This is a genomic window from Ignavibacteriota bacterium, from assembly GCA_016218045.1.
In the GTDB taxonomy this organism is placed as follows: domain Bacteria; phylum Bacteroidota; class Ignavibacteria; order SZUA-365; family SZUA-365; genus JACRFB01.
The window spans coordinates 1-20,235 of sequence record JACRFB010000052.1 but is presented as its reverse complement, the minus strand read 5'-3'; the positions used below and the strand labels follow the sequence as shown (position 1 = coordinate 20,235).

The window sequence follows — 20,235 nt, the reverse complement described above, 5'->3', positions numbered from 1 at the left end:
CGAAGCGCGACGGGACAGCGCGAGAGCGGGACAGCGCGAGAGCGGGAGCGGAACAACGAAATAGTGTCTCGCTGAGCGGAGTCGAAGCGCGACGGGACAGCGCGAGAGCGGGACAGCGGGAGAGCGGGAGCGGAACAACGAAATAGTGTCTCGCTGAGCGGAGTCGAAGCGCGACGGGACAGCGGGACAGCGGGACAGCGGGAGAGAGACAAGGTCCCGAACCCGATCTCCATTCAACGCACTATGCGAAAAGAACGTGTCTCGCCCGCGGTCTCGCTCTGGAGGTGAATGTGGTACACTCCGGACGGAAGCGCCACGAGATCGCAGCGCAGCACATGCGTGCCCGGCTGAAGTAAACCGTCGTGAAGACGGAATACTTCCGCGCCGTCTCCGGCGGTGAGTACGATACGAATCTGTTGTGCCTGACCGGATGGCATATGCACCGGTAACAGCACCATCCCATTGGCCGGTTGCGGGTACGGTGCGCCGAGACGCGCACTGGACGCTCTGCCAAGTAGCGGTGTACAGTAACCGTCGATGGACGTGCTGTCGGATATTTCCGCTGTATTCCATACGCAGCAGTCGGCGTATGCGCGAGCATCATGTACAAGTAGTCCCGCATGCGCTCCTGCAGGCAGCGACGCGGCAGCAAACACAAGGCGACAGAGTACTGAATCGCCGGTTGCGGATCCATCCCCCGCTCCGGAAACACGCACCGAACTGCCTTCGCTCTGCCAGCGTAACCGATCCCCTGCCCCGCCCTCCGCGCGCAGAAATCGCAGGTGTGCATCGTGCCGGAACTGCAGGTGAAACACCCCGGGCCTGCCACGGAATGCAGCCGGGTAACGGACCGTTGCGGTGAGTTCCGAACCGCCCTGACTGAAGACGGGTACCGACACCTCCGCGGGTGCCAACACAAGGCACTGGCACACATCGATGGTGTCGGGCACAGTGTGAACAACACTGGCGCAGCCGGCTTCGAACTCCAGACTGTCGATGGCCAGTATCACGGGACGGCTGCTGTCGGCCGCGCGTCCTGTGAGACGGAAACCGAGCAACGCCCCGGTATGAAACGCCGGCTCGATGAGTTCGGCGCTGCACTCGATTGTGCCCGGTCGCAACGCGCGCAATGTCACGCGTGTATTCTGCGTGATGGTGCCGACCGTCACAGGAAGCAATGGGGCGATGTCGAGCAGTGCGGCATCGTAGCGGAACAGAAAACGGAAACTGAGCAACAGGCCGGTGTGCACACGTGGTGTAAGCCGCAGGTAGGCGATCACGTTTCCCCCGGGATCCACCTCGGGAGGAGCGTCCACACGCAATGTCAGTGTATCTGGTCGGAAGGGAAACTGCACAACACTGTCCCACATCGCCGTCTGCCCCTGCGCCGTGGCCTCGAGGTGGAGGAAGCGTGTACTGTCGGTGCAGGATGGCGCCTGCCACGTGAGCACACAGCCGGGGAAGGTCAGGTCGCTGGCGATGGCGGCAAACACCTCGCGCAACTGCGACGCGCCGAACACACGGAAGTAGCGTGCCCCGGTCTCGGTGGCCAGTAGCTGGAGCTGCCGCTCCGATACCGCCCCGCCGCCGAAACCGATGGTGAAGAGGCGCACGCCCGCCGCGGAGGCCGCAGCGCGTATATCCTCGAAACTCGACGAGGACGCGTTGTCGACCCCGTCGGTGAATACAACCAGCGCCTTCCGGCCCTGCTTCAGGGAGATGCGCCGCAGTGCCTCCATGATGGCGTCGTACAGCGGAGTGTTCCCGCCGGCACGCAGCGTATCGATTGCGCGATGCAGCGAGTCCTTTGCCGCGGTGAAGTCGCGTGTCACCTGCACACCTGTACCGAAGGTGACGATGGCCGTTTCGTCGACGGGACGCAGACTGTCGACCAGCGTATGGGCCGCTGACTTGAGTCCATCCAGCGAGACACCGGTCATCGAACCCGAGTTGTCGAGCACAAGTGCCACCGCGTTGAACCAGCCGCTGTCGGGACACGCCACCTCGATATCGACGGGCCGACCGTTCTGTGTGAGCCGCCACGTGGCGCGGGCTGATGCGGCGTAGGGCGCACCATCGCGCAACAGCAACACACGCATACGCACATGCGGAAGGGCCTGCATGTCGAGCGCAGGCACCTCGAGGCGCAACTGTGCGGACGTAGTGCACAGACATAGAAGAAGAAGTGGAAGGATCAGACCTCGTTTCATGGCAGCACGCTGATACGTCGCACATCAACGCCGGAGGGCGTCGTCACCCGCACAAAGTACAGCCCCGCGCGCAGACCCGCCACGTCCACATCGAGGACACGGCTGCCCGGCGACTCCTCGCCGGCTCGCAGTGTGCGGATGTGGCGGCCCATCGCGTCGTACAGATCAAAACGCAGCGTCCCCGCATGCTCCACCGTGTACGGCACCTGCACGCGTGTACGCGCCGGCTGCGGGTAGGCGGGACCGAGCAGCGCCTGTTGTGGCGTATGGTTGTAGTTAATCGTGGTTGAGGAGTACGATGTTAGGCGGTATATTACATGACCGCGAAATACGAGAGGATCATGCTTGTCGATGGTCACGATCGTAACATTGTTTCGTTCATTAATACTGCACACAGGCGTATATGATCTCCAAAGATCTGTCGTCATGTTTATAATATATTTTGTGCCACCTGGGATCGTATTGTTCTTATATAATACACCAATCCCGCGTCCCTCCATATTTAGTCCACCTTCGGTTCTCACACGAGGATTGTCGCCGCGAAGTGGACTACTTGACCACTGTATACCTCCATCCTCAGTGTGATACAGCGTTCCTGTAACATCGCGAGCAGCGCCATGTTCACGAAATGTCGAATACACCGCAACGGTTTTTGGTCCAAGAACTGATAATCGTGTATTGTTCGGAGGCATTGTCAGGACACGCTCCCACGTGCGTCCATCATCTGCCGAACGAAATATCGAACCACCGAATAGCGACCAGGAGTACTCCCGATATGTCAGATCCATGGTATACCAAATCGAATCGCTCGTACGCGGAAATCCTTCTCTTGCATAGTAGGTCCAAGATTTTCCCTGATCGCTGCTGCAATACATGCCTTCTCTCCCGGCGAGAAATACGGTGTCGCGACCGCGATGCAACCTGTCACGCATATTATTGAGGTGCAATGCGGCATCAGGTTGCCCGGACGCGAGAACGCTTGTCCAGGTGTTTCCTGCATCGGATGTCCGGTATACAAGCGGTCCTGTTGCAGTTGTGGATGTCCGAAATGCCAGGACCTCTGTTGGCGAGATTGGTATAACTCCAAGCACTGCGTCATACTCTGGTAGGTTCAGCGTGCGCCAAGTTTTCGCTGTATCTGTGGTACCAGCAATGACTGTTGTAAGATCAGAACCGGGTGGCATCGCAAGCGAATATGCTTGGGTGTTATTGTGGAAATATCTGGGGAGTAGACCGTTACGATATTCGTGGTATTGACCGTTCCACGTCTGCCCTGCGTCAGAGCTGCCGAATCTCATTCCAGTTTCAGTGATTATCACGAACGTCGAATCCTTCAAAAGACGAACTATGGATTGCTCGGAAGCTGCCCTTTGGCGTGTAAGCGCCACCCACGTCGTGCCAAAATCTGTGGTGCGATACACATCCAGACCGGCCCCGACCATAATCCCTACCCCCGAACCTCGCATGGCAATGGAAATCCCAATTGCAGGAAGTGAGATATTGCGTAATTGCCATGTCCGACCATAGTCTCTGCTTAAATACACCTCTGTATTGCGCGAAATGGCGACAATACTGCTATCATCAATCCAACTTACCGGATATCCTAGCCACCCGCTGTGCCAGCGAGTGCGAAACTGAATCTCGTTTGCGCGCTGCCACGACAACCCTGCGTCATTTGTAAGGTAGAGGTGATAATCCCCGTCAGCTTCTTCCGCGGTGATTGCGTGCCCTCTTCTAGCATCGTGAAAGAACAGTGCATTCATGATCGACGGTTTTCCATCGCTGGGAAGCGGTACAACGTCCCACGTACGTCCTCCCGTAGTCGTACGAACCGCTCGAGACTGGCCTTGTGTTGGTGACCAGTATGCGACAAATGCGGCAGCCTGATTGGCCGAGAGATCCAGACCAAGAACAGAGTTTTCATCCACTCCGAGCGATAATGGAATCTGAATGCGTTCACTAGTCCCGTCTAATCCGAATCGTAAAAGGAAGAGATTGGATGAGTCACGCAGCAATTCATCTCTGTAAGATAGACCTGATGGGAGAACCCACAGTGAACCGTCATACCACCCCGACCTCCAGTAATCGTAAGCTCCATATATTCGTTGTTGGAGAGACCAGTTTGCACCCCCATTTGTGGAGATCAGGATTGTGGCGTTAAGACCGGTGGCGAATAATGTATCGGAGCCCGAGACACAGAGAGATGTAAGAGTTTCACACGGCCAGTCTGGATATATCTGGCGTAATGTTTGAGCTTGACACGGATAGTTGTTCCCGAGCCACGGAATGATACAGGCGAGGATGAAGAGGATGCGGTTTTTGAGCACTGGAGTGTCCTGAACTTGGATCATAATTTCAACCTCCTGGTCGCCCGGTGTTAGGGCGACCAGGAGAATCTGTTCTTTGCTAACGCGGCCGCCCCGAACTCAACAAGGGCATGGAATTGCCGTCGCCACCAGCTTTTTGTTGCGCACACATCAATATCAATCCAAATCGTGTCCCCATTGGACACAGAACTGCAACAATTGATTGGGAACCAAGACTGGGAACATGGTTGAGGATTCGCAATGTTGCCACACATGAGTCCGGACTTGAATCTGACCGTTGCAGAGCAGTAACATGGAGGATTGGAACAATCACCGGGTGCGCAATCAGTACCTTGGGGTGGGTATTCAGAGATGTTAATGCAGAATCCCGTCCTGCTGCTCACTATGATCATGTGTGAACCAGATGCCATTGTTTGGCTCTGTCCCACGGATGTGAATATATATTCTACTGGGGGAACGGCCGACATTATTGCAGATTTGAAGGCAACATTCTGCCGCGAATAATCATGCGCGTCTGACGTGTCAGGAGTTAGTGCAAGTATGAACAATATCAACGAGAGTCCGACAATCGAAGCCAGAACTGAGCTACCCGACGGTTGCACACAGTGGCGTTCTTGTACTTTGGATAAGGATGGTTCGGAGGACACCTGAACGAACCCCACCAACTTGTAACGTTGGCGGCTACTGTTGTTCAGAGTTACAAGTGACGGGGGGGGTGGGGCGGTGCTGCGTTTCATAACCAATCCTCCAAATATTGGTGGTGTATCCCCGGCCAGTTTGACCGTAGGATGTCAACGCATGAATTCACCCAGAATCTGTTGTGAGCTGAACATGTGTCCGGAATTCCACCTGTGTTCACGGGACGTTCAACGAAGGTCTGTAAGGAAATTATACGGACGAGAATAGTCATAGTCAAGCAAAATCGATCCGTTGCGAGGGCTTATCAACGTATGAGCAGTTTCACTGTCTGTGTCGCCTGCCTGCCGGTCACCCGCACAAAGTACAGCCCCGCGCGCAGACCCGCCACGTCCACATCGAGGACACGGCTGCCCGACGGCTCCTCGCCCGAACGCAACAGGCGGAGACATATTATTTGCATTCGACAGGTTGAGTAAAAAAAGGTGGAAACCGCTTTCACAGTTTCCACCGTGTTACAATTCCACATTGCTACCTTGCTACCTTGCCACCTTGCTACCTTGCCACTTTGCCACTTTACTGCACTGCTGCTGTTACATTCCCTCGCCGCCCTGGCTCACCATCCAGTTCACACCGAACTTGTCGGTGAACATGCCGAAGTAGGAGCCCCAGAAGGCGGTGCTGAGCGGCATGGTGACGGTGCCGCCGGCGGAGAGTCCGGCGAAGAGCCGGTCGGCTTCTTCCTTCGTGTCGGTGCTGATCGAGATGGCGAAGTTGTTGCCCTGCACATAGCTCGGCGCCCATTCGCCGCCGGTATCGCTCCCCATCAGCATGGTGTCGCCACCGATCGGCAGCGAGATATGCATGATCTGGTTTTCCATCTCCGCCGGCAGCGGCGGCATACCCTCTTGCGGCGGCATGTCCTTGAAACGTCCGACATACGGGAATTCTCCGCCGAACACGGATTTATAGAATTCGAACGCCTCTTCGCAGTTCCCGGCGAAATTCAGATACACGTTCACTGTTGTCATGGTATTTTCCTTTGTGGGGTGAAAGAAAACGGAGTCTGAAAATAGAAGCCGGACGGAGATCATGCAATGAATTTCGGATGATTTCCGCATTGCGACACGTTCACATCGCATTGCGACACGTTCACATCGCATTGCAACGCGTTCACATCGCATTGCGTGCCGTGAACACCACATTGCAAGTCGTGAACATCGCATTGCGATCCGTGAAAACCACATTGCGAGACGTGAAAACCGCATTGCGATCCGTGAAAACCACATTGCGAGCCGTAAAAACCGCATTGCGAGACGTGAAAACCGCATTGCGAGACGTGAAAACCGCATTGCAACGCGTGAAAACCGCATTGCGAGACGTGAAAACCGCATTGCAGCGCGTGAAAACCACATTGCGAACCGTGAAAACCGCATTGCGAGACGTGAAAACCGCATTGCGAGAGCGTGTGCGCGATTTTCTGGAAACTGATCCGTCGTGCCTCGACAAACTCGGCATGTCACAGCTCCCGCACTCCCGCTGTCCCGCTCTCCCGCTCTCCCTACTCCCTCCTCCCTACTCCCCACTCCCTCCTCCCAAATCCTAATTCCTACCTCCTCAATCCTAGCTCCTCCAAAAAAAACCCTCCCCGAAACGGAGAGGGTTCTGTATCCACCACATGAATCGAATCAGACAACAAGCGCCTGCATAAACTCGCGCACGTTCATCACGTCGCAGCCAAAGATTGTATCCTTGACCGCGGCACGTTTTTCGGCGGAGAGTGCGCCGGCGAGAGCTTCGAACTTGTTGTCGAGATCCTCCATGGTCATCGGTTCGCGGGGATCACCTTTCGGATATTCGAGATACTCCGAGAACTCGCGTCCATCCTTGGTGCGGATCACGACACGCGAGGGCTGTTTGGCGGGGAACATCTGCTCGAATTCCATCGAGGCCTCGCCCTTGATACGATCGATCACTTCCCAGATTCTGGGATCCTTCAGTTTCTCGTCGCTGAACGACTGTGTTGTCACCTTGTGATCCACCATGGCCACCGCGAGGCAGTACGGTAGTGAATGGTCCGCGGTCTCCCGGCTTTCGGGACGGTACTTGTGCGGATCAAAGAGGATGTCGCATGCGCGCGCGATGGTGGTGACGGTGACACTCTCGATCTGGTCGTAGCTGATGTTGTGTCCTGTCACGGTTTTCAGCAGACACGAAATGTGTGTGTGTGTCAGCGCCTCGGTCGGGAAGGCCTTCATCGAACATTCGAGAATCTTGTACGAGGAACCGAGTCCGCCGATGAGCTTGTCGAGATTCCATCCCCACTCGCCGAGAGTTTCTCGACCCTGCATCGGCACCGGCTGCACCTGCTGTGCCTTCACATCCCAGCCGAAGAAGCAGTCCATGAATCCTTCCTTGCCTTCAAACACCGCTTCGGTGCCCGTGTATCCCTTCTGCGCGAGCAGCGCCGCGAAGACGCCTGCCTGCGTGGCCATCGGATCGACCGTGTTTTTCATCATGGTGAGTTTGCCCGCGGTGGGACAGCCGATGGTGTGGCTGTGTGATCCGCTGATGCCGATGGCGTTCACCATCTGGTCCACCGTCAGTCCGAGCACCTTGCCGGCGACGAGGGGCGACACGAACTGCGTGAGTGTGGCGTGATGCCATTTGCGTTCACGAATCCCCGGCACGGCGAACTCGCAGAGCCGCTGCTCGAATTCGTACGCGAGCACGATGGCGGTGATCACGTCCTTCATCGACGCGCCCACACGCTCACCCGCCGCAAGCGCCGCGGGAATGATGTCGGACGGATGCGATGGATCCTCCTTCCAGTAGATGTCGTTAAAGTCGAGCGAGCGAATCATCAGCGCGTTGAGCAGCGCGGTATTCGCCGCGGGAAGCTTGTGACCGAAACCGAGCACGGTGGCCTCGGGCGTGCCGCCCATGTCGAGAAGCACGTCCTTCATCATCGTGACATCGCGCGTTCCTGTCGCGCCGTACGCGCAGCCCACGGAATCGTAGAGGTAGCGCTTCACTTCGTGCACGACGTCTGCGGGCAGATCTTCATATTTCAGGCCGACGGCATATTCGGCCATGGTGCGGGCGATAGATTTTTCCATGTGTGGTGTGGGAGTTTTGAGTGAGTGTGATTACAGGTGGAAGGCGGTGTTCACAGGAGGAACGGAGGGAACGGAGACTTTCTTTTTTGTTCCAACATGCTTGCGTGGAGTATCAAAATGTGGTGAAGGTGATTTGACGGGTGTGCACAGGAGGAACGGAGGAAACGGAGACTTTTTTTAATTTTTGAACCAACACGATTTCGTGGTGTATCGAAATGTGGTGAGGGTGATAGGACGGGTGTTCACAGGAGGAACGGAGGGAACGGAGACTTTCTTTTTTGTTCCAACATGCTTGCGTGGCGTATCAAAATGTGGTGAAGGTGATATGACGGGTGTGCACAGGAGGAACGGAGGGAACGGAGACTTTCTTGTATTTTTTGTTCCAACACGATTTTGTGGTGTACAAGAAAAGTGTGTTTGTGCTCCTCTCGTTGTGTGGGACAATTATACGAGGCGGCGGCGCACCCATTCTTCGAGGCCGCCGAGGAGGACTAATTCCTGGGCGCTCGGACCGACTGGATCGATGGAGTAGGTTTTTCCTGCCGCTTCGAGTTCGGAGAGGCGGAGGTCGATGCGGCAGTGTACGCCGGTGCGGACGGTCAACGTGTCGGTTCCGAAGCGTGCTTTGAGGTCGTTGATTAAACCCGGCGCGTCGATCACGAGAAAACCGTTGTTGAGCGCGTTGCGCTTGTAGGTTTCGTTGAAGGAGCCGGCGAGCACGAGACGGATGCCGCGGTATTTCAGCGCCGTTGCGGCCTGTTCGCGCGAGCTGCCCGTTCCGAAATTGAATCCGCCCGCGAGAATGTCGCCCTCTTGTGCGATGCTGCCGAAAGACGGATCGTAATTCTCCATCACAACGGCGGCCTGCTGCTCCGGCGTGAAGTCGTCGTTGTAGGTGTACTTCCCGGGATAGATGCCGTCGGTGTTGAGGTTGTCCTGATGACAGAAGAGGATCTCGCCCTCGATCACATCGGGGAAGCCGGCAATCACCTGCGTGCGTGTCGCGGCACCGGCTGTTTTTTCGTGTATGGCGATGGATCCGCGGATGCCGCCGGTCCCGGCCTCGTAGGGACTGTCGATATACCCCGCGATGGCCGACGCGGCCACCACGGCGGGCGACGCGAGATAGGCCTGGGACGATGCGGCGCCCATGCGGCCCTTGAAATTCCGGTTCGTGGCCGAGATGCCCACCTCCCCTTCTTCCAGAAGGCCGATGCCGAGGCCGATGCACGGACCACACCCCGGCGGAAGTTCAATGGCGCCCGCGGCGAGCAGGGCCGACCATGCGCCGTGCGCCTCGGCGTCGCGCTGCACTTCGCTCGATGCCGCCGCGATGTAGAACGACACACCCTCGGCAACCTTGCGGCCGCGCACTACATCCGCGGCCTCGATCAAATCCTCGAGGCGGCTGTTGACGCAGGACACCAGGTATGCCTTCTGAATCGGAATACGCTGGTCGCGCAGCACGGCCACGGGAGTCATGGTCTTGACGGAATTGGGTCCGGACGCAACGGGCTCGATGCTGCCGAGATCGAACTCGATGGTGCGCGCGTAGAACGCGTCGGCATCGGGCTGAAGGATGTCGTTCTCGAGCGCGTCGATGCGCGCCGTATTGATGCGCGGATGCAGGCCGCGGCCGTCGGCGTCGGAGGGAACACCCTCGAGCCCGCGTGCCGCAACCGTCGCCGCGCGCGCGCGCAGCCAGGCGATGGTGACAGCGTCGACGGGAAACACTCCCGCCATGGTGCCCCATTCGGTGGACATGTTGGCGATGGTCAACCGCTGCTCGATGGTCAGCGCGGCCACACCGTCGCCGGTGAATTCAAGGGCGTGGTTGAGCACCTCGTCCTTGCGGAAATATCCGCAGAGCGCGATGATCACATCCTTTCCACGCACGCCCGGCTTCAGCGATCCGGTGAGCCGGACACGCGCCACGGGCGGCACCTGCCACCACGTCTGACCGGTGGCCCAAATCGCTGCGGCGTCGGTGCGTACGATCGGCGTGCCGAGGCAGCCGAGTCCGCCGTACATGTTGCTGTGACTGTCGGACGCCACGGCCATGGTTCCCGGCCACGCGTAGCCCTCCTCGCACATGATCTGATGACCGATGCCGCGTCCCGCGGGATAGAAGTCCGCTCCCATCCCGCGTGCAAAGGCCTCGATCTTGGCATATTTCTCGAGGTTCTTCTCGGTGCGATTCTGCACGTCGTGATCGAGGGTCACAACCACCTGCCGCGGATTCTTCAGCGCCGTCGCGCCGATGCTGCGGAATTTCGGAATTACCGCTCCGGTATTGTCGTGCGTGAGCACATGCGCCGGCTGTATGGTTATGTAATCGCCGCTGCGCACCTCGTGTCCCTCTTCGAGACCGACGGCGTAGCGCTGCGCTATTTTTTCGATGAGATTCTGTGGCATGTGCGTGTCCTGAGTGATGGAAACAAAGGGGGTCTGTACACAGGAGAAACGGAGGAAGGGAGACTTTTTTTGTCAGCCGCGATGTGTCGCGCGGGGGACGAATCGTCGTCGGCTGTGCGCCGTCGTAGTGCCGCGGTGCCGTGTGATCGCCGCAGGAGGAAACGGAAAGGAGAGTGTCCTTCCCTCCGTTCCTCCTGCATTAACCTGCTTGCCGCGGGCGCGGCTTATTTCACGAGATCGAAGTCTATAAAATCGCAGTGGTGGAAGATGATGCTTTCGGGCAGCAGTTTTTCGCCGGCGCCTTCCTTGGAATGTGTGGCGATGACGTGCATCACTTCCGAGGGAAGCCCGTGTTTGAAGGCCAGGGCCACGCCGCTGAACGGGTGGCGGATGTGTTTGCCGAAATCCGATTTGATCGACTTCCCGTCCACGATTTCGTACTCGAAGAGTTTTCCGGCATCGGCGAGAAGCGCGCCCGCGATGAGGTAGTCGCGGTTGACGGGCGTCTTTTTCGCGCCGTGCACGGCGGTGAGCACATCGTCGACGGCGGTGCACATACGGCAGACGGCCCGCACGTGGTCGATGAAGGAGATGCTCACATTGCTCGCGAGCAGCGTGAAGGGAATCGCGCGCAGCAGGTCTTCGGTCCAGCCGCGGTACGCGATCGCCTCGTCCCAACAGGCGATGACGCCGGCGCGTATCTTTTCGTCGCTGATGTCGAGTACTTCGGGCAGCAGGCGGGGAACCAGGTCGTTCATGAAATCCTCAAATATGTGGGGAGTGGTGGGAGGTGCTGTGTTGGGAGGGCTAGGCCGCCGCACGCGTGATCAGGCGACGGACAGATCCTGATACACGCCGCGCGCGGCGCCCGCGGGGTACAGCGCGTTGCCGCCGTCGTAGCGTTCGAGGTACTCGGTCACGTCGCCGGCGCACGGCGAGGGTGTTGTGTAGATCTGCGCCATGCCTTCCTCGGCACCGCCGAGAATGGCGTCGCTGTCGAAACTGATGCCGCGCTTGCGCAGCGACAGGACGGCCTTTTTGAGATCGGCGACGGTGTACGCAAAGTGCTGCACACGCGGTCCGTGTGCGCGCACATACTCCTCGGCGGCGGAATGTTCGCTGCGGCCCGCGAGCATGGCGATCGAGAACGCCGACTTCCCTTTCCGGAAGCGAAGGAGGCGCGTGTCGTTCTCGTCCGCATCCAGCGATTCCTGCAGGGTGTACGGCGTGAACGCGATCAGCTCGCGCGCCGCCTCGAGCAGATGCGCGTGGCGGATGCGGTACAGGATGTGATCGAGGGCCTCGAATGAGGCGTACGTCTTCAGGCGCGCCTTTTTCTTCATCGCCTCGGCGATCTCGATGTCGATGGGGATTTCGATGGCGTTCGGGAAAAAGAGGTAATTGTCCGTTTTTTTCTTGCGTTCGACGTAGATGAAGGTGTCGCCCGTGTTGTGCGACTGCGTCGTGGACAGATGCCGCATGCCGTCGCGCTCGAAGGGCGCGTCCTGAATGAAGCTCGCGCCGCGGGCGCGCAGGGTCTCGGCCACGGCGTCGATGTTTTTGACGTCGAAACCGAGCGAATACACGCGGCAGCCGAACTTGCGTGTCATCTCCGCAACGCCCGCATGATCGCCATTCCCTTCCACCACGAGCAGATCGGGTTCCGATCCGCCGCCGTGTATCACCGACACGATTTCATCCGCCGTGGCAAAGTTGCTCACTTCGGCCGGACGGCGTGTCAGGAGCAGATCGAGCACCAGCGGTACACGCATGCCGGGGTGTACGGCGTACACCACAAAGCGCACTTCCGAGACCTGCTTCGAGAGGTCCCCGGGCAGCGATTTTTTGAAGTCGATGAGTTCATCCATCAATACGCGCATTCTATTTTCTCCTCCATGGGATTCTGGTTGTGGACGTCGATGCCGCCCGGGTACTCCCGTGAAGCGGATCCGGCCGCGCGGGTGTCAGCGCTGCGCGTCCGGTTCCAATCCCTCGTCCAACACAAGAATCGCGAAGATTTTGGGACCGTGCACGCCGGTCACGAGAACTTTTTCGATATCCGCCGTTTTACTCGGGCCTGTCACAAGTGTCACCGCGCTGCCGTCCCCGCCCTGCACGACGTTGGACAGGGATGCCGACCACGCCGCGAGACTCGGGTACACGGAGGCGGTGCGCACTATCGCAACATGCGCCCGGGTCAACAAAGATACGGCGCGGCTCTCATTTGCGGAACTGCGCAGGGCGATGCCGCCTTCCATGGCAAATCCCGCCAGCGCGCCTGTCAGACCCGCATCGCAGGTTTCCAGCAGTACTCTCCGCGCGTGCCGCGCTTCGGGATCCGCGCCGGTTTCGGGCAGGACATGCAGGACGCGGCCGTCGGCTCCGGATACACGCGTCTGAAGCGCGGCCATGACAGGTTCAGGTGTCGAGGGCGCGGCGGCCACGGTGGCACAGTTGTGGCGCGTGAGAAAGTCCGTGATCCACAACGCGGCGGCCGCGGCATCAGGCACACGGGCGGCCTCGCAGCCGTGTTCACGCGCGCGCTCGAGCAGCAGCGCTACCGGATCCTGCTCGGCGGCGGGCTCGATGGTGGCGAAAAGTGCGTCGAGGGCCGCTGGATCGGGTGCGGGGGCGGATCCGAAACTCAACCGGTGAAGGATATCGTCACGCGCGCTCATCCGTACGCTCCTTCCAAAGTTGCAGGAACGATTTTTCCGCCGGAAGTGGAAAACGCCGAGTGGCGGACCATACCGGTACCGACAGACCGCCCTCGCCGTCACCAAAAAGGGGCGCGGCAAAGCGGAACAGCGCGGACCCGATACGGTACAACAGCGGCGATGTCATGCCGAGGAGAAACAGACGCATGCCCAGGCGTTCGAGCGGGTGTCCGAGCCGCGACTGCACCGCCCTGCCGCGTAAGGCGAGCAGATGGTGATGCAGGTCGATACGCACCGGACACACGTCGGTGCAGGCGCCGCACAACGAACTTGCGTAGGGCAAATCCTTCGCGTGTGAAAGTCCGCGCAGCGCCGGCGTGACGATAGACCCGATCGGTCCGGAATACACCGAGCCGTAGGCATGCCCGCCGATACTGCGATAGACGGGGCAGGTGTTCATGCAGGCGCCGCAGCGGATGCAGTGCAGCACCTCGCGCAGGCGCGGATCCGCGTGCAGGCCACTGCGTCCGTTGTCGAGCACGACGATGTGCAGCTCATCGGGTCCGTCCCACTCCCCTTCCCTCCGCGGCCCGCGGATGATGTTCGTGTAACACGAGAGCCGCTGGCCCGTGGCGCTGCGCGCGAGCATCGAGAGCAGCAGCGTCAGCGAGCGCATATCGGGCACAAGTTTTTCTATGCCCATCAGCGCCACATGCACGCGGGGCAGCGTGGTGGTCATGCGCGCATTTGCCTCGTTCTCGACGATGCAGATGGCGCCGCTGTCGGCGACCGCAAAATTGACGCCCGAGATGCCGAGATCCGCGCCCAGGAATTTCTCGCGCAGAACACGCCGGGCTATGGCGGTGAGTTCCTCGGGATCGTTGGTGAAGGGAATGCCGAGCACACGCGCGAACAACGCGCCGATTTCGTCGCGCGACTTGTGCAAGGCGGGCGCCGTGATGTGCGAGGGCGGCTCCCCCGCGATCTGTACGATGTATTCGCCCAGATCCGTCTCAACGGAATCGATTCCCAACTCCGCAAGCGCCCGCCCGAGTTCGATTTCCTCCGACGTCATCGACTTCGACCTCACGGCGATGCGGGCGCCGCTTCGCCGCGCGATGTCAAGCACGATCGCCCGCGCTTCCTCGCCGCTGCGCGCGTAATGCACCACGGCTCCGGCGGCCGTGGCCTGCGTTTCAAACAGTTCGAGGTAGTGGCGCAGATGCGCCATCACGTGGCGTTTTACTTCCGCCGCCGCGTCCCGCCGTTCTTCCCAGTCGGGATAGTCGCGAATCACGTCCGCGCGTTTTTTCATCGAGGTGTCGGTGGCGCGCCGCACGTTGTGCCGCAGCGAGGCGTCGCCGATTCGTTCGCCGACAAGGGTGTGGAAACGCGCCGGAGTGAACTCGTCGTGTGTCATAGTGCCCGCTCTCCGGAGGCGAGTATGTCGGCGATGTGTACGGCGCGAAGCGGCAGGTTGCGCGCGCGCAGTATCCCGTCGATGTGCATCAGGCAGCTCGAATCCACGGCCGTCACCACCTCGGCGCCGCTGGCAACGGCATCGTCGGCCTTGTCGCGGCCCATCACGGTTGATATGCCCGCGTTCTTCACCGAGAAGGTGCCGCCGAAACCGCAGCAGACGTCGGGATGCGCCATCTCGACGAAGTCGAGTCCGCGCACGGCGCGGAGCAGCGCGCGCGGTTGATCGTGTATGCGCAGTTCCCGCAGCGCGTGACACGAATCGTGCAGGGTGACGCGTGCCTCGTACGACGCGCCCACATCGGTCACACCCAGCACGTCCACCAGAAAGGCGGTGAACTCGTGTATTCGCGGACGTATTTCCTCGAACGCGCGCCGCTCCGCCTCGGGCAGCGACAATTCGCCGCCGTACATCAACTTTGTCATGGTGACACAGGAACCGGAGGGCGCCACCACGTATTCCGCGTCGCGGAAAATCCGAATGAAGCGGGCCGCCAGACGGCGGGCCTCGTCGTGATAGCCGGTGTTGAAGGCCGGCTGCCCGCAGCAGGTCTGCCGCTCGTCGAAAACCACGCGATGCCCGAGGCGTTCGAGCACCGAAACCATGCTCAGTCCCGTGGCCGGGAAGAACTGGTCTGTGTAACACGGAAGAAAAAGTGATACAGTCACGCGTTCTGCCTCGTCGATGTGAAACGCCCGCGCTGTGCGCGGAATATCGGAGTGAACGATCCGAAAATGGGCGGTCCGCTAGTGTATGCCGCGGTTGGCGAGCCAGCGTTCGGCGTCGATGGCCGCCATGCAGCCGCTGCCCGCCGCCGATATGGCCTGGCGGTACACGCTGTCCTGCACGTCGCCGCAGGCGAACACCCCCTCGATGTTTGTGTAGGTGCTCCGCCCTTGCGGAAGCAGGTAGCCGGTTTCGTCCATGTCGAGCACGCCTTGAAAGAGCGCGGTGTTGGGCTGATGTCCGATGCCGATGAACAGCCCGTCGACGCGGAAGTCGCTGCGCTCGCCCGTGACGGTGTTCCGCAGCACGAGATGTGTCATGCGCCGCACGCCGTTATCCTCGACGCCCACGACGTCTTCCACGGTGTTGTTCCAGAGGAACTCGATTTTCGGATTTGTGAGCGCGCGCTCCTGCATCACCTTCGATGCGCGCAGAGCGTCGCGCCGATGAATGATGGTGACCTTCGACGCGAATTTGGTGAGGTAATGCGCCTCCTCGATGGCGGTATCGCCTCCGCCAACAACGGCAACTTCCTGATTGCGGAAAAAGAATCCGTCGCAGGTGGCGCAGGCCGAGACGCCGTAGCCCATGAAGCGCGATTCTCCTTCGAGTCCGAGCAGTTTGGCCGATGCGCCCGTGGCGACGATGACGGCATCGGCGGTGTACACGGCCTCGTCGACGGTGATGCGGAATGGATGCGAGGAAAAATCGACGGAGGTGACCATCTCGAAACGGGATTCGGCTCCGAATCGTGTCGCCTGCGTGCGCATGTCGTCCATCAATTTCGGACCCATGATTCCCTCGGGGAAGCCGGGGAAATTCTCGACTTCGGTCGTGATCGTCAACTGTCCGCCGGGCTGGCTGCCTTCGAAGATGAGCGGAGTGAGGTTTGCGCGCGCCGCGTACAGAGCCGCTGTGAGTCCGGCCGGACCCGATCCGATGATGATGACTTTCCGATGTTCCATGATGTTCTTCTCTTTGTGAATCCAAATAACCAACTGCGAATTATTGCAAATGTATGATGCCAACCTCTATGAAACGATTCCCGTCCGAAGCTCCACAAGCGGTATCAGCGAAGCTCAAGTTCGCTCTCCGGCTGTCCCGCTGTCCCGCTCTCCCGCTGTCCCGCTCTCCCGCTGTCCCGCTCTCCTGCTGTCCCGTCGCGCTTCGACTACGCTCAGCGTGACACTATTTCGTTGTTCCGCTCCCGCTGTCCCGCTGTCCGATTCCCGCAGCAGCCACCGCGCATTGCGCCTCATCCCCGCGGCCTTCGCGCGCATCACGGGTGTGCCTGCAAACGCGCGGACGAACTCCTGCTCGTCAATATCGGCGAGCCAGTCGAGCGAGGGCAGCGTTGTGGCAGCGCGCGGACGCAAGTCGTCGTGCTGTGTCTCGGATGCGAAACGATTCCAGGGACACACTTCCTGGCAGATGTCGCAGCCGAACACCCAGTTGCGGAAATCCGTGTGTTCGAGTTCCGGCATCACCGGGTCGCGCAGTTCTATCGTGAGATACGGAATGCACGCGCGCGCATCGAGCACGTACGGCTCGGGGATGGCGTGTGTGGGACAGGCGTCGATACACGCGGTGCAGGTACCGCAATGATCGACCGCCGGCGCATCGTACTCGAACGCGGCGGTGGTAAGCACGGCGGCGAGGAAAAACCAGGATCCCTGCGTGCGCGAAATGAGATTGGTGTGTTTGCCGATCCATCCTAGTCCCGCGCGCACAGCCCAGGCCTTTTCCAATACCGGACCGCTGTCCACAAAACTGCGGGATCGGGCTTCGGGATCAATGTGCTGTATCGCCGCCTCGACCTTCCGCAGCATGCGGCGCAGCACACGATGGTAATCGCGGCCGCGCGCGTATCGTGCAATTTTGCCCCGCCGCGTCGGCGCCTCCGCCTCTTCCCCGCCGTGCAGATAGGTGCAACTCACCACGATGACAGAACGCGCGCCGGGGAGAACCTCGCGCGGATCACAGCGCCGAGTCACGTCGCGCGCAAGCCACGCCATGCCCGCATGGTGTCCGCGTCGCAACCACTCCTCGAGTCGCGCGCGCTCCTCGACAAGTGCCTCCGCGCGTGCTATCCCGACCTGTGTGAATCCGGCCTGCAGAGCCGCGGTTTTCACCGCGACGGTGGCTGCGGCTGTGTCTACCACGAGGGCTCCGCCGCTGTGTCGGGCGTGCGTAGATACAGCGTGCCGTCCTCCACGCGTACTTCAAAGGTGCGGACGCGGCCGCTCGCCTGCACCGCGCAGCCGGTGCGCAGATCGTAGGTCCACCCGTGCATGGGACAGGTTACCTGCGTGCCCATCACGAGCCCTTCGGCAAGTACCGGGGCGTGCTGATGCGGGCAGACGTTCGAGATGGCAAAGTACTCCGCGCCCACGCGGAACACGGCGATTTCGTGTCCGCGTACCTCTCGGACCATCGGCCGCTTCTCTCGCACATCGTCGGTCTTGCCGAGCTTGATCCACTGCGCTGTTGTCTGATCCGTATTCTCAGTGTCCACGTCGGTTCCTCACAACACGTCCTCCACACCACCGCTCTTTTCAATACGGAAGCCCTTGATGTCGCGGGTGATACGTGCCGCTTCCACTCCCGGATCATGCTCGAAGACGAGCACATCGCCGCGTGTGGCCGCGGTGTCGAGGATGTGTTTCTTTTCCTGTAGAGTCACGTAGGGCTGCAGATCGTAGCCCATGATGTAAGGCGCGGGCACATGCGCCGACATCGGCACCAGATCCGCGCAGTACACGAGTGAGCGCGCGCCGTCGGTCAATTCGACGAGCTGCTGCCCGAAGGTGTGCCCGTTCACCACACGGAGAAACAGGCCCGGAAAAAGTTCCGTGTCGCCGTCGAGCAGGGCGAGTTTCTCGTGCTCGCGCAAGGGCAGATAGTTGTCGGGGATGTAGCTGGCCTTGTCGCGGTCCGACGGCGCGAGCGCCCATTCCCACTGCACACGCTGCACGTAATGCGTGGCCTGCGGGAAGGTCAGCAGCAGACCCTCATCGCCGCGCTGCACCGCGCCGCCCACGTGATCGAAGTGCAGATGTGTCAGAATCACATCGGTGACATCGGCGGGTGTAAGACCCGCGGCGGCCAGTTGTCCCTCGAGTGTGTAGGTCGCGAAATCCAGCGCGAAGATCTCGCGGAATTTGGCGGAGTCCTTCGTGCCGACGCCTGTATCGACGAGGATGACGCGGTCGCCGTGACGGATCAGCAGCACACGCATCGTCATCGCGATGCGGTTCTGTGCGTCCGGCGGATTGGTCCTCTCCCACAGCGTCTTCGGGACAACGCCGAACATGGCGCCGCCGTCGAGCCGCAGGTCGCCCGCGCGAAGGGATGAGACGGTGAAACTGCCGAACTGTGTCTGCTGCATGGTATCCTCTCACAAATGGAAGAGGCCTGTTCGGAAAAACAGACCTCTTTCTCTGAAATATGCGGGACGCGGGTTCAGCGGCCGATACCGTTCAGATACTCGACCTTGGCGTTCAACTGCTCCTTGGATTCGACATGTTTCGGATCCGGGAGGCAGCAGTCCACCGGACACACTGCCGCGCACTGCGGTTCGTCGTGGAAGGTCTCGCACTCGGTGCACTTGTCGGGAACGATGTAGAAGAAGTCCGACGACCAGAAGCCTGTTGCGCCCGTCGGGGAGGCATCGTTGGCGCCGAAGGTGGTGCCGCCGAGCGTCCAGGTCGCACCGCCTTCATAGATGGCCGTGTTCGGGCACTCGGGCTCGCAGGCGCCGCAGTTGATGCATTCCTCTGTGATATAGATTGCCATGAAAACCTCCGTGAGACTGGTATGAATCAGGAAACGCTGTTGTCAACCAGGTGTATGGTCGGTGCGTTGTTGGAATCGAAGGAAAGGATGCCGCGCGCCGACTGATCGAACGCGGCCGCGTGTGTTTCGAAGACGGGGAGCAGTGTCGCGAGATCCACGCGCCGATGCAGCGGCGCGTATGGACGCAGTTTCGGGAGGGCTTTGTCGAAAAGACTGCGCGCCCCCGTGAAGTTGCCGTGTGATGCGTGGTAGTATCCCACTGCGACCTGTATCATTCCCTGATAAAACAGCTTGTCGTGGCCGATGGTGTCCATCCACAGTTCTTCCCAGCAGTCATGGCATTCGAAAAAGTCATGGGCGTTGAAATGGGCTACACCTTCGAGAAACAGATCGTGCATAGAGGCAACTCGTCGTTCAACATACAAAGGGGGTCGGGAACATCCAAAATGGGCGTTCCCGACCCCGCAGCGACACGCTTCCCTTACTCCGGCAGCACCCTGCCGAACTCCACAATCAGATCCTCGCCCTCCTTCCGGAAGCCACCGAACTCGCCCGTGCGGGCGTCGTACAGGATGTTGGACCACCGGTTGAGCACGTATCCCACACGCCGGTAGGACTGTGTATCGAACAACAACAGAAACGCGCCTGTGGGTCGGCTTCCCGGATTCTCCTGATATATCACGCCCAGGAGATGCTCTCCGAGTCGCGCAAGCCCGGGAGTGAAGCGCAAGATGGGCAGAGCACGTATCATCCGAACCCGCCACTCGTCGTCGGTGATGTCCGACGTGTAATCGAAGGGCTGGAGTTGCTCGATGACACTGCGAAAGGGATATCCCGCCAACGGATACTTCCGCCCCCTGCCGGAATCGT

18 protein-coding genes are annotated in these 20,235 nt (G+C 59.9%); all 18 read right to left on the bottom strand.

Annotation, left to right across the window (positions count from 1 at the left end):
• Window positions 1–233: 233 nt before the first annotated feature.
• On the bottom strand, window positions 234–2,210 hold the full coding sequence (locus HY962_13220; GenBank protein ID MBI5647884.1) for a VWA domain-containing protein: 1,977 nt from the start codon (window positions 2,208–2,210) through the stop codon (window positions 234–236).
• On the bottom strand, window positions 2,207–2,569 hold the full coding sequence (locus tag HY962_13215; GenBank protein MBI5647883.1) for a T9SS type A sorting domain-containing protein: 363 nt from the start codon (window positions 2,567–2,569) through the stop codon (window positions 2,207–2,209). Before HY962_13215 ends, HY962_13220 begins: the two co-directional genes overlap by 4 nt.
• Window positions 2,570–5,480: 2,911 nt before the next feature.
• Entirely contained in the window at window positions 5,481–5,636 is a 156-nt protein-coding gene (locus tag HY962_13210; GenBank protein ID MBI5647882.1) for a T9SS type A sorting domain-containing protein, read from the bottom strand.
• Between the two features lie 130 nt (window positions 5,637–5,766).
• On the bottom strand, window positions 5,767–6,204 hold the full coding sequence (locus HY962_13205; GenBank protein ID MBI5647881.1) for a VOC family protein: 438 nt from the start codon (window positions 6,202–6,204) through the stop codon (window positions 5,767–5,769).
• Window positions 6,205–6,861: 657 nt separating this feature from the next.
• Window positions 6,862–8,292, bottom strand: a complete 1,431-nt coding sequence (locus HY962_13200; protein MBI5647880.1) for an MmgE/PrpD family protein — start codon at window positions 8,290–8,292, stop codon at window positions 6,862–6,864.
• A 444-nt stretch (window positions 8,293–8,736) separates the two neighbouring features.
• Complete coding sequence (gene lysF / locus HY962_13195; protein MBI5647879.1) at window positions 8,737–10,707, bottom strand: homoaconitase; 1,971 nt, start codon at window positions 10,705–10,707, stop codon at window positions 8,737–8,739.
• Window positions 10,708–10,931: 224 nt separating this feature from the next.
• The gene (locus tag HY962_13190; GenBank protein MBI5647878.1) at window positions 10,932–11,465 is read right to left on the bottom strand and encodes a hypothetical protein; all 534 of its coding nucleotides are present in this window, start codon (window positions 11,463–11,465) and stop codon (window positions 10,932–10,934) included.
• A gap of 69 nt (window positions 11,466–11,534) precedes the next feature.
• Window positions 11,535–12,587: a hypothetical protein gene (locus HY962_13185; GenBank protein MBI5647877.1), complete on the bottom strand. Its 1,053-nt coding sequence runs from the start codon at window positions 12,585–12,587 to the stop codon at window positions 11,535–11,537.
• An 84-nt stretch (window positions 12,588–12,671) separates the two neighbouring features.
• A complete protein-coding gene (locus tag HY962_13180) occupies window positions 12,672–13,385 on the bottom strand; it encodes an LUD domain-containing protein (protein MBI5647876.1) in 714 nt (237 codons plus the stop codon).
• The gene (locus tag HY962_13175) at window positions 13,372–14,784 is read right to left on the bottom strand and encodes an iron-sulfur cluster-binding protein (GenBank protein ID MBI5647875.1); all 1,413 of its coding nucleotides are present in this window, start codon (window positions 14,782–14,784) and stop codon (window positions 13,372–13,374) included. Before HY962_13175 ends, HY962_13180 begins: the two co-directional genes overlap by 14 nt.
• Entirely contained in the window at window positions 14,781–15,512 is a 732-nt protein-coding gene (locus HY962_13170) for a (Fe-S)-binding protein (GenBank protein ID MBI5647874.1), read from the bottom strand. Before HY962_13170 ends, HY962_13175 begins: the two co-directional genes overlap by 4 nt.
• A gap of 78 nt (window positions 15,513–15,590) precedes the next feature.
• Window positions 15,591–16,535 carry a thioredoxin-disulfide reductase gene (trxB, locus tag HY962_13165; GenBank protein ID MBI5647873.1) on the bottom strand — a complete coding sequence of 315 codons (945 nt, stop codon included), beginning with the start codon at window positions 16,533–16,535 and terminating at the stop codon, window positions 15,591–15,593.
• Between the two features lie 114 nt (window positions 16,536–16,649).
• Window positions 16,650–17,732: a tRNA epoxyqueuosine(34) reductase QueG gene (queG, locus tag HY962_13160; protein ID MBI5647872.1), complete on the bottom strand. Its 1,083-nt coding sequence runs from the start codon at window positions 17,730–17,732 to the stop codon at window positions 16,650–16,652.
• Window positions 17,726–18,085, bottom strand: a complete 360-nt coding sequence (nirD, locus tag HY962_13155) for a nitrite reductase small subunit NirD (protein MBI5647871.1) — start codon at window positions 18,083–18,085, stop codon at window positions 17,726–17,728. Before nirD ends, queG begins: the two co-directional genes overlap by 7 nt.
• 9 nt (window positions 18,086–18,094) lie before the next feature.
• On the bottom strand, window positions 18,095–18,958 hold the full coding sequence (locus HY962_13150) for an MBL fold metallo-hydrolase (protein MBI5647870.1): 864 nt from the start codon (window positions 18,956–18,958) through the stop codon (window positions 18,095–18,097).
• Window positions 18,959–19,032: 74 nt separating this feature from the next.
• The gene (locus tag HY962_13145) at window positions 19,033–19,365 is read right to left on the bottom strand and encodes a 4Fe-4S dicluster domain-containing protein (GenBank protein MBI5647869.1); all 333 of its coding nucleotides are present in this window, start codon (window positions 19,363–19,365) and stop codon (window positions 19,033–19,035) included.
• A 26-nt stretch (window positions 19,366–19,391) separates the two neighbouring features.
• Window positions 19,392–19,763, bottom strand: a complete 372-nt coding sequence (locus tag HY962_13140) for a DUF309 domain-containing protein (GenBank protein ID MBI5647868.1) — start codon at window positions 19,761–19,763, stop codon at window positions 19,392–19,394.
• Between the two features lie 83 nt (window positions 19,764–19,846).
• A partial coding sequence (locus tag HY962_13135) for a hypothetical protein (GenBank protein MBI5647867.1) occupies window positions 19,847–20,235 on the bottom strand: 389 nt, incomplete at its 5' end.

Coding starts and splice junctions, on each gene's coding strand:
- trxB (MBI5647873.1), bottom strand. CDS start 16,535: ATGGAACATCGGAAAGTCATCATCATCGGATCGGGTCCGGCCGGACTC.
- HY962_13185 (MBI5647877.1), bottom strand. CDS start 12,587: ATGCGCGTATTGATGGATGAACTCATCGACTTCAAAAAATCGCTGCCC.
- HY962_13205 (MBI5647881.1), bottom strand. CDS start 6,204: ATGACAACAGTGAACGTGTATCTGAATTTCGCCGGGAACTGCGAAGAG.
- HY962_13200 (MBI5647880.1), bottom strand. CDS start 8,292: ATGGAAAAATCTATCGCCCGCACCATGGCCGAATATGCCGTCGGCCTG.
- HY962_13220 (MBI5647884.1), bottom strand. CDS start 2,210: ATGAAACGAGGTCTGATCCTTCCACTTCTTCTTCTATGTCTGTGCACT.
- HY962_13175 (MBI5647875.1), bottom strand. CDS start 14,784: ATGACACACGACGAGTTCACTCCGGCGCGTTTCCACACCCTTGTCGGC.
- lysF (MBI5647879.1), bottom strand. CDS start 10,707: ATGCCACAGAATCTCATCGAAAAAATAGCGCAGCGCTACGCCGTCGGT.
- HY962_13210 (MBI5647882.1), bottom strand. CDS start 5,636: ATGCAAATAATATGTCTCCGCCTGTTGCGTTCGGGCGAGGAGCCGTCG.
- HY962_13180 (MBI5647876.1), bottom strand. CDS start 13,385: ATGAGCGCGCGTGACGATATCCTTCACCGGTTGAGTTTCGGATCCGCC.
- HY962_13140 (MBI5647868.1), bottom strand. CDS start 19,763: ATGCACGATCTGTTTCTCGAAGGTGTAGCCCATTTCAACGCCCATGAC.
- HY962_13190 (MBI5647878.1), bottom strand. CDS start 11,465: ATGAACGACCTGGTTCCCCGCCTGCTGCCCGAAGTACTCGACATCAGC.
- HY962_13145 (MBI5647869.1), bottom strand. CDS start 19,365: ATGGCAATCTATATCACAGAGGAATGCATCAACTGCGGCGCCTGCGAG.
- HY962_13150 (MBI5647870.1), bottom strand. CDS start 18,958: ATGCAGCAGACACAGTTCGGCAGTTTCACCGTCTCATCCCTTCGCGCG.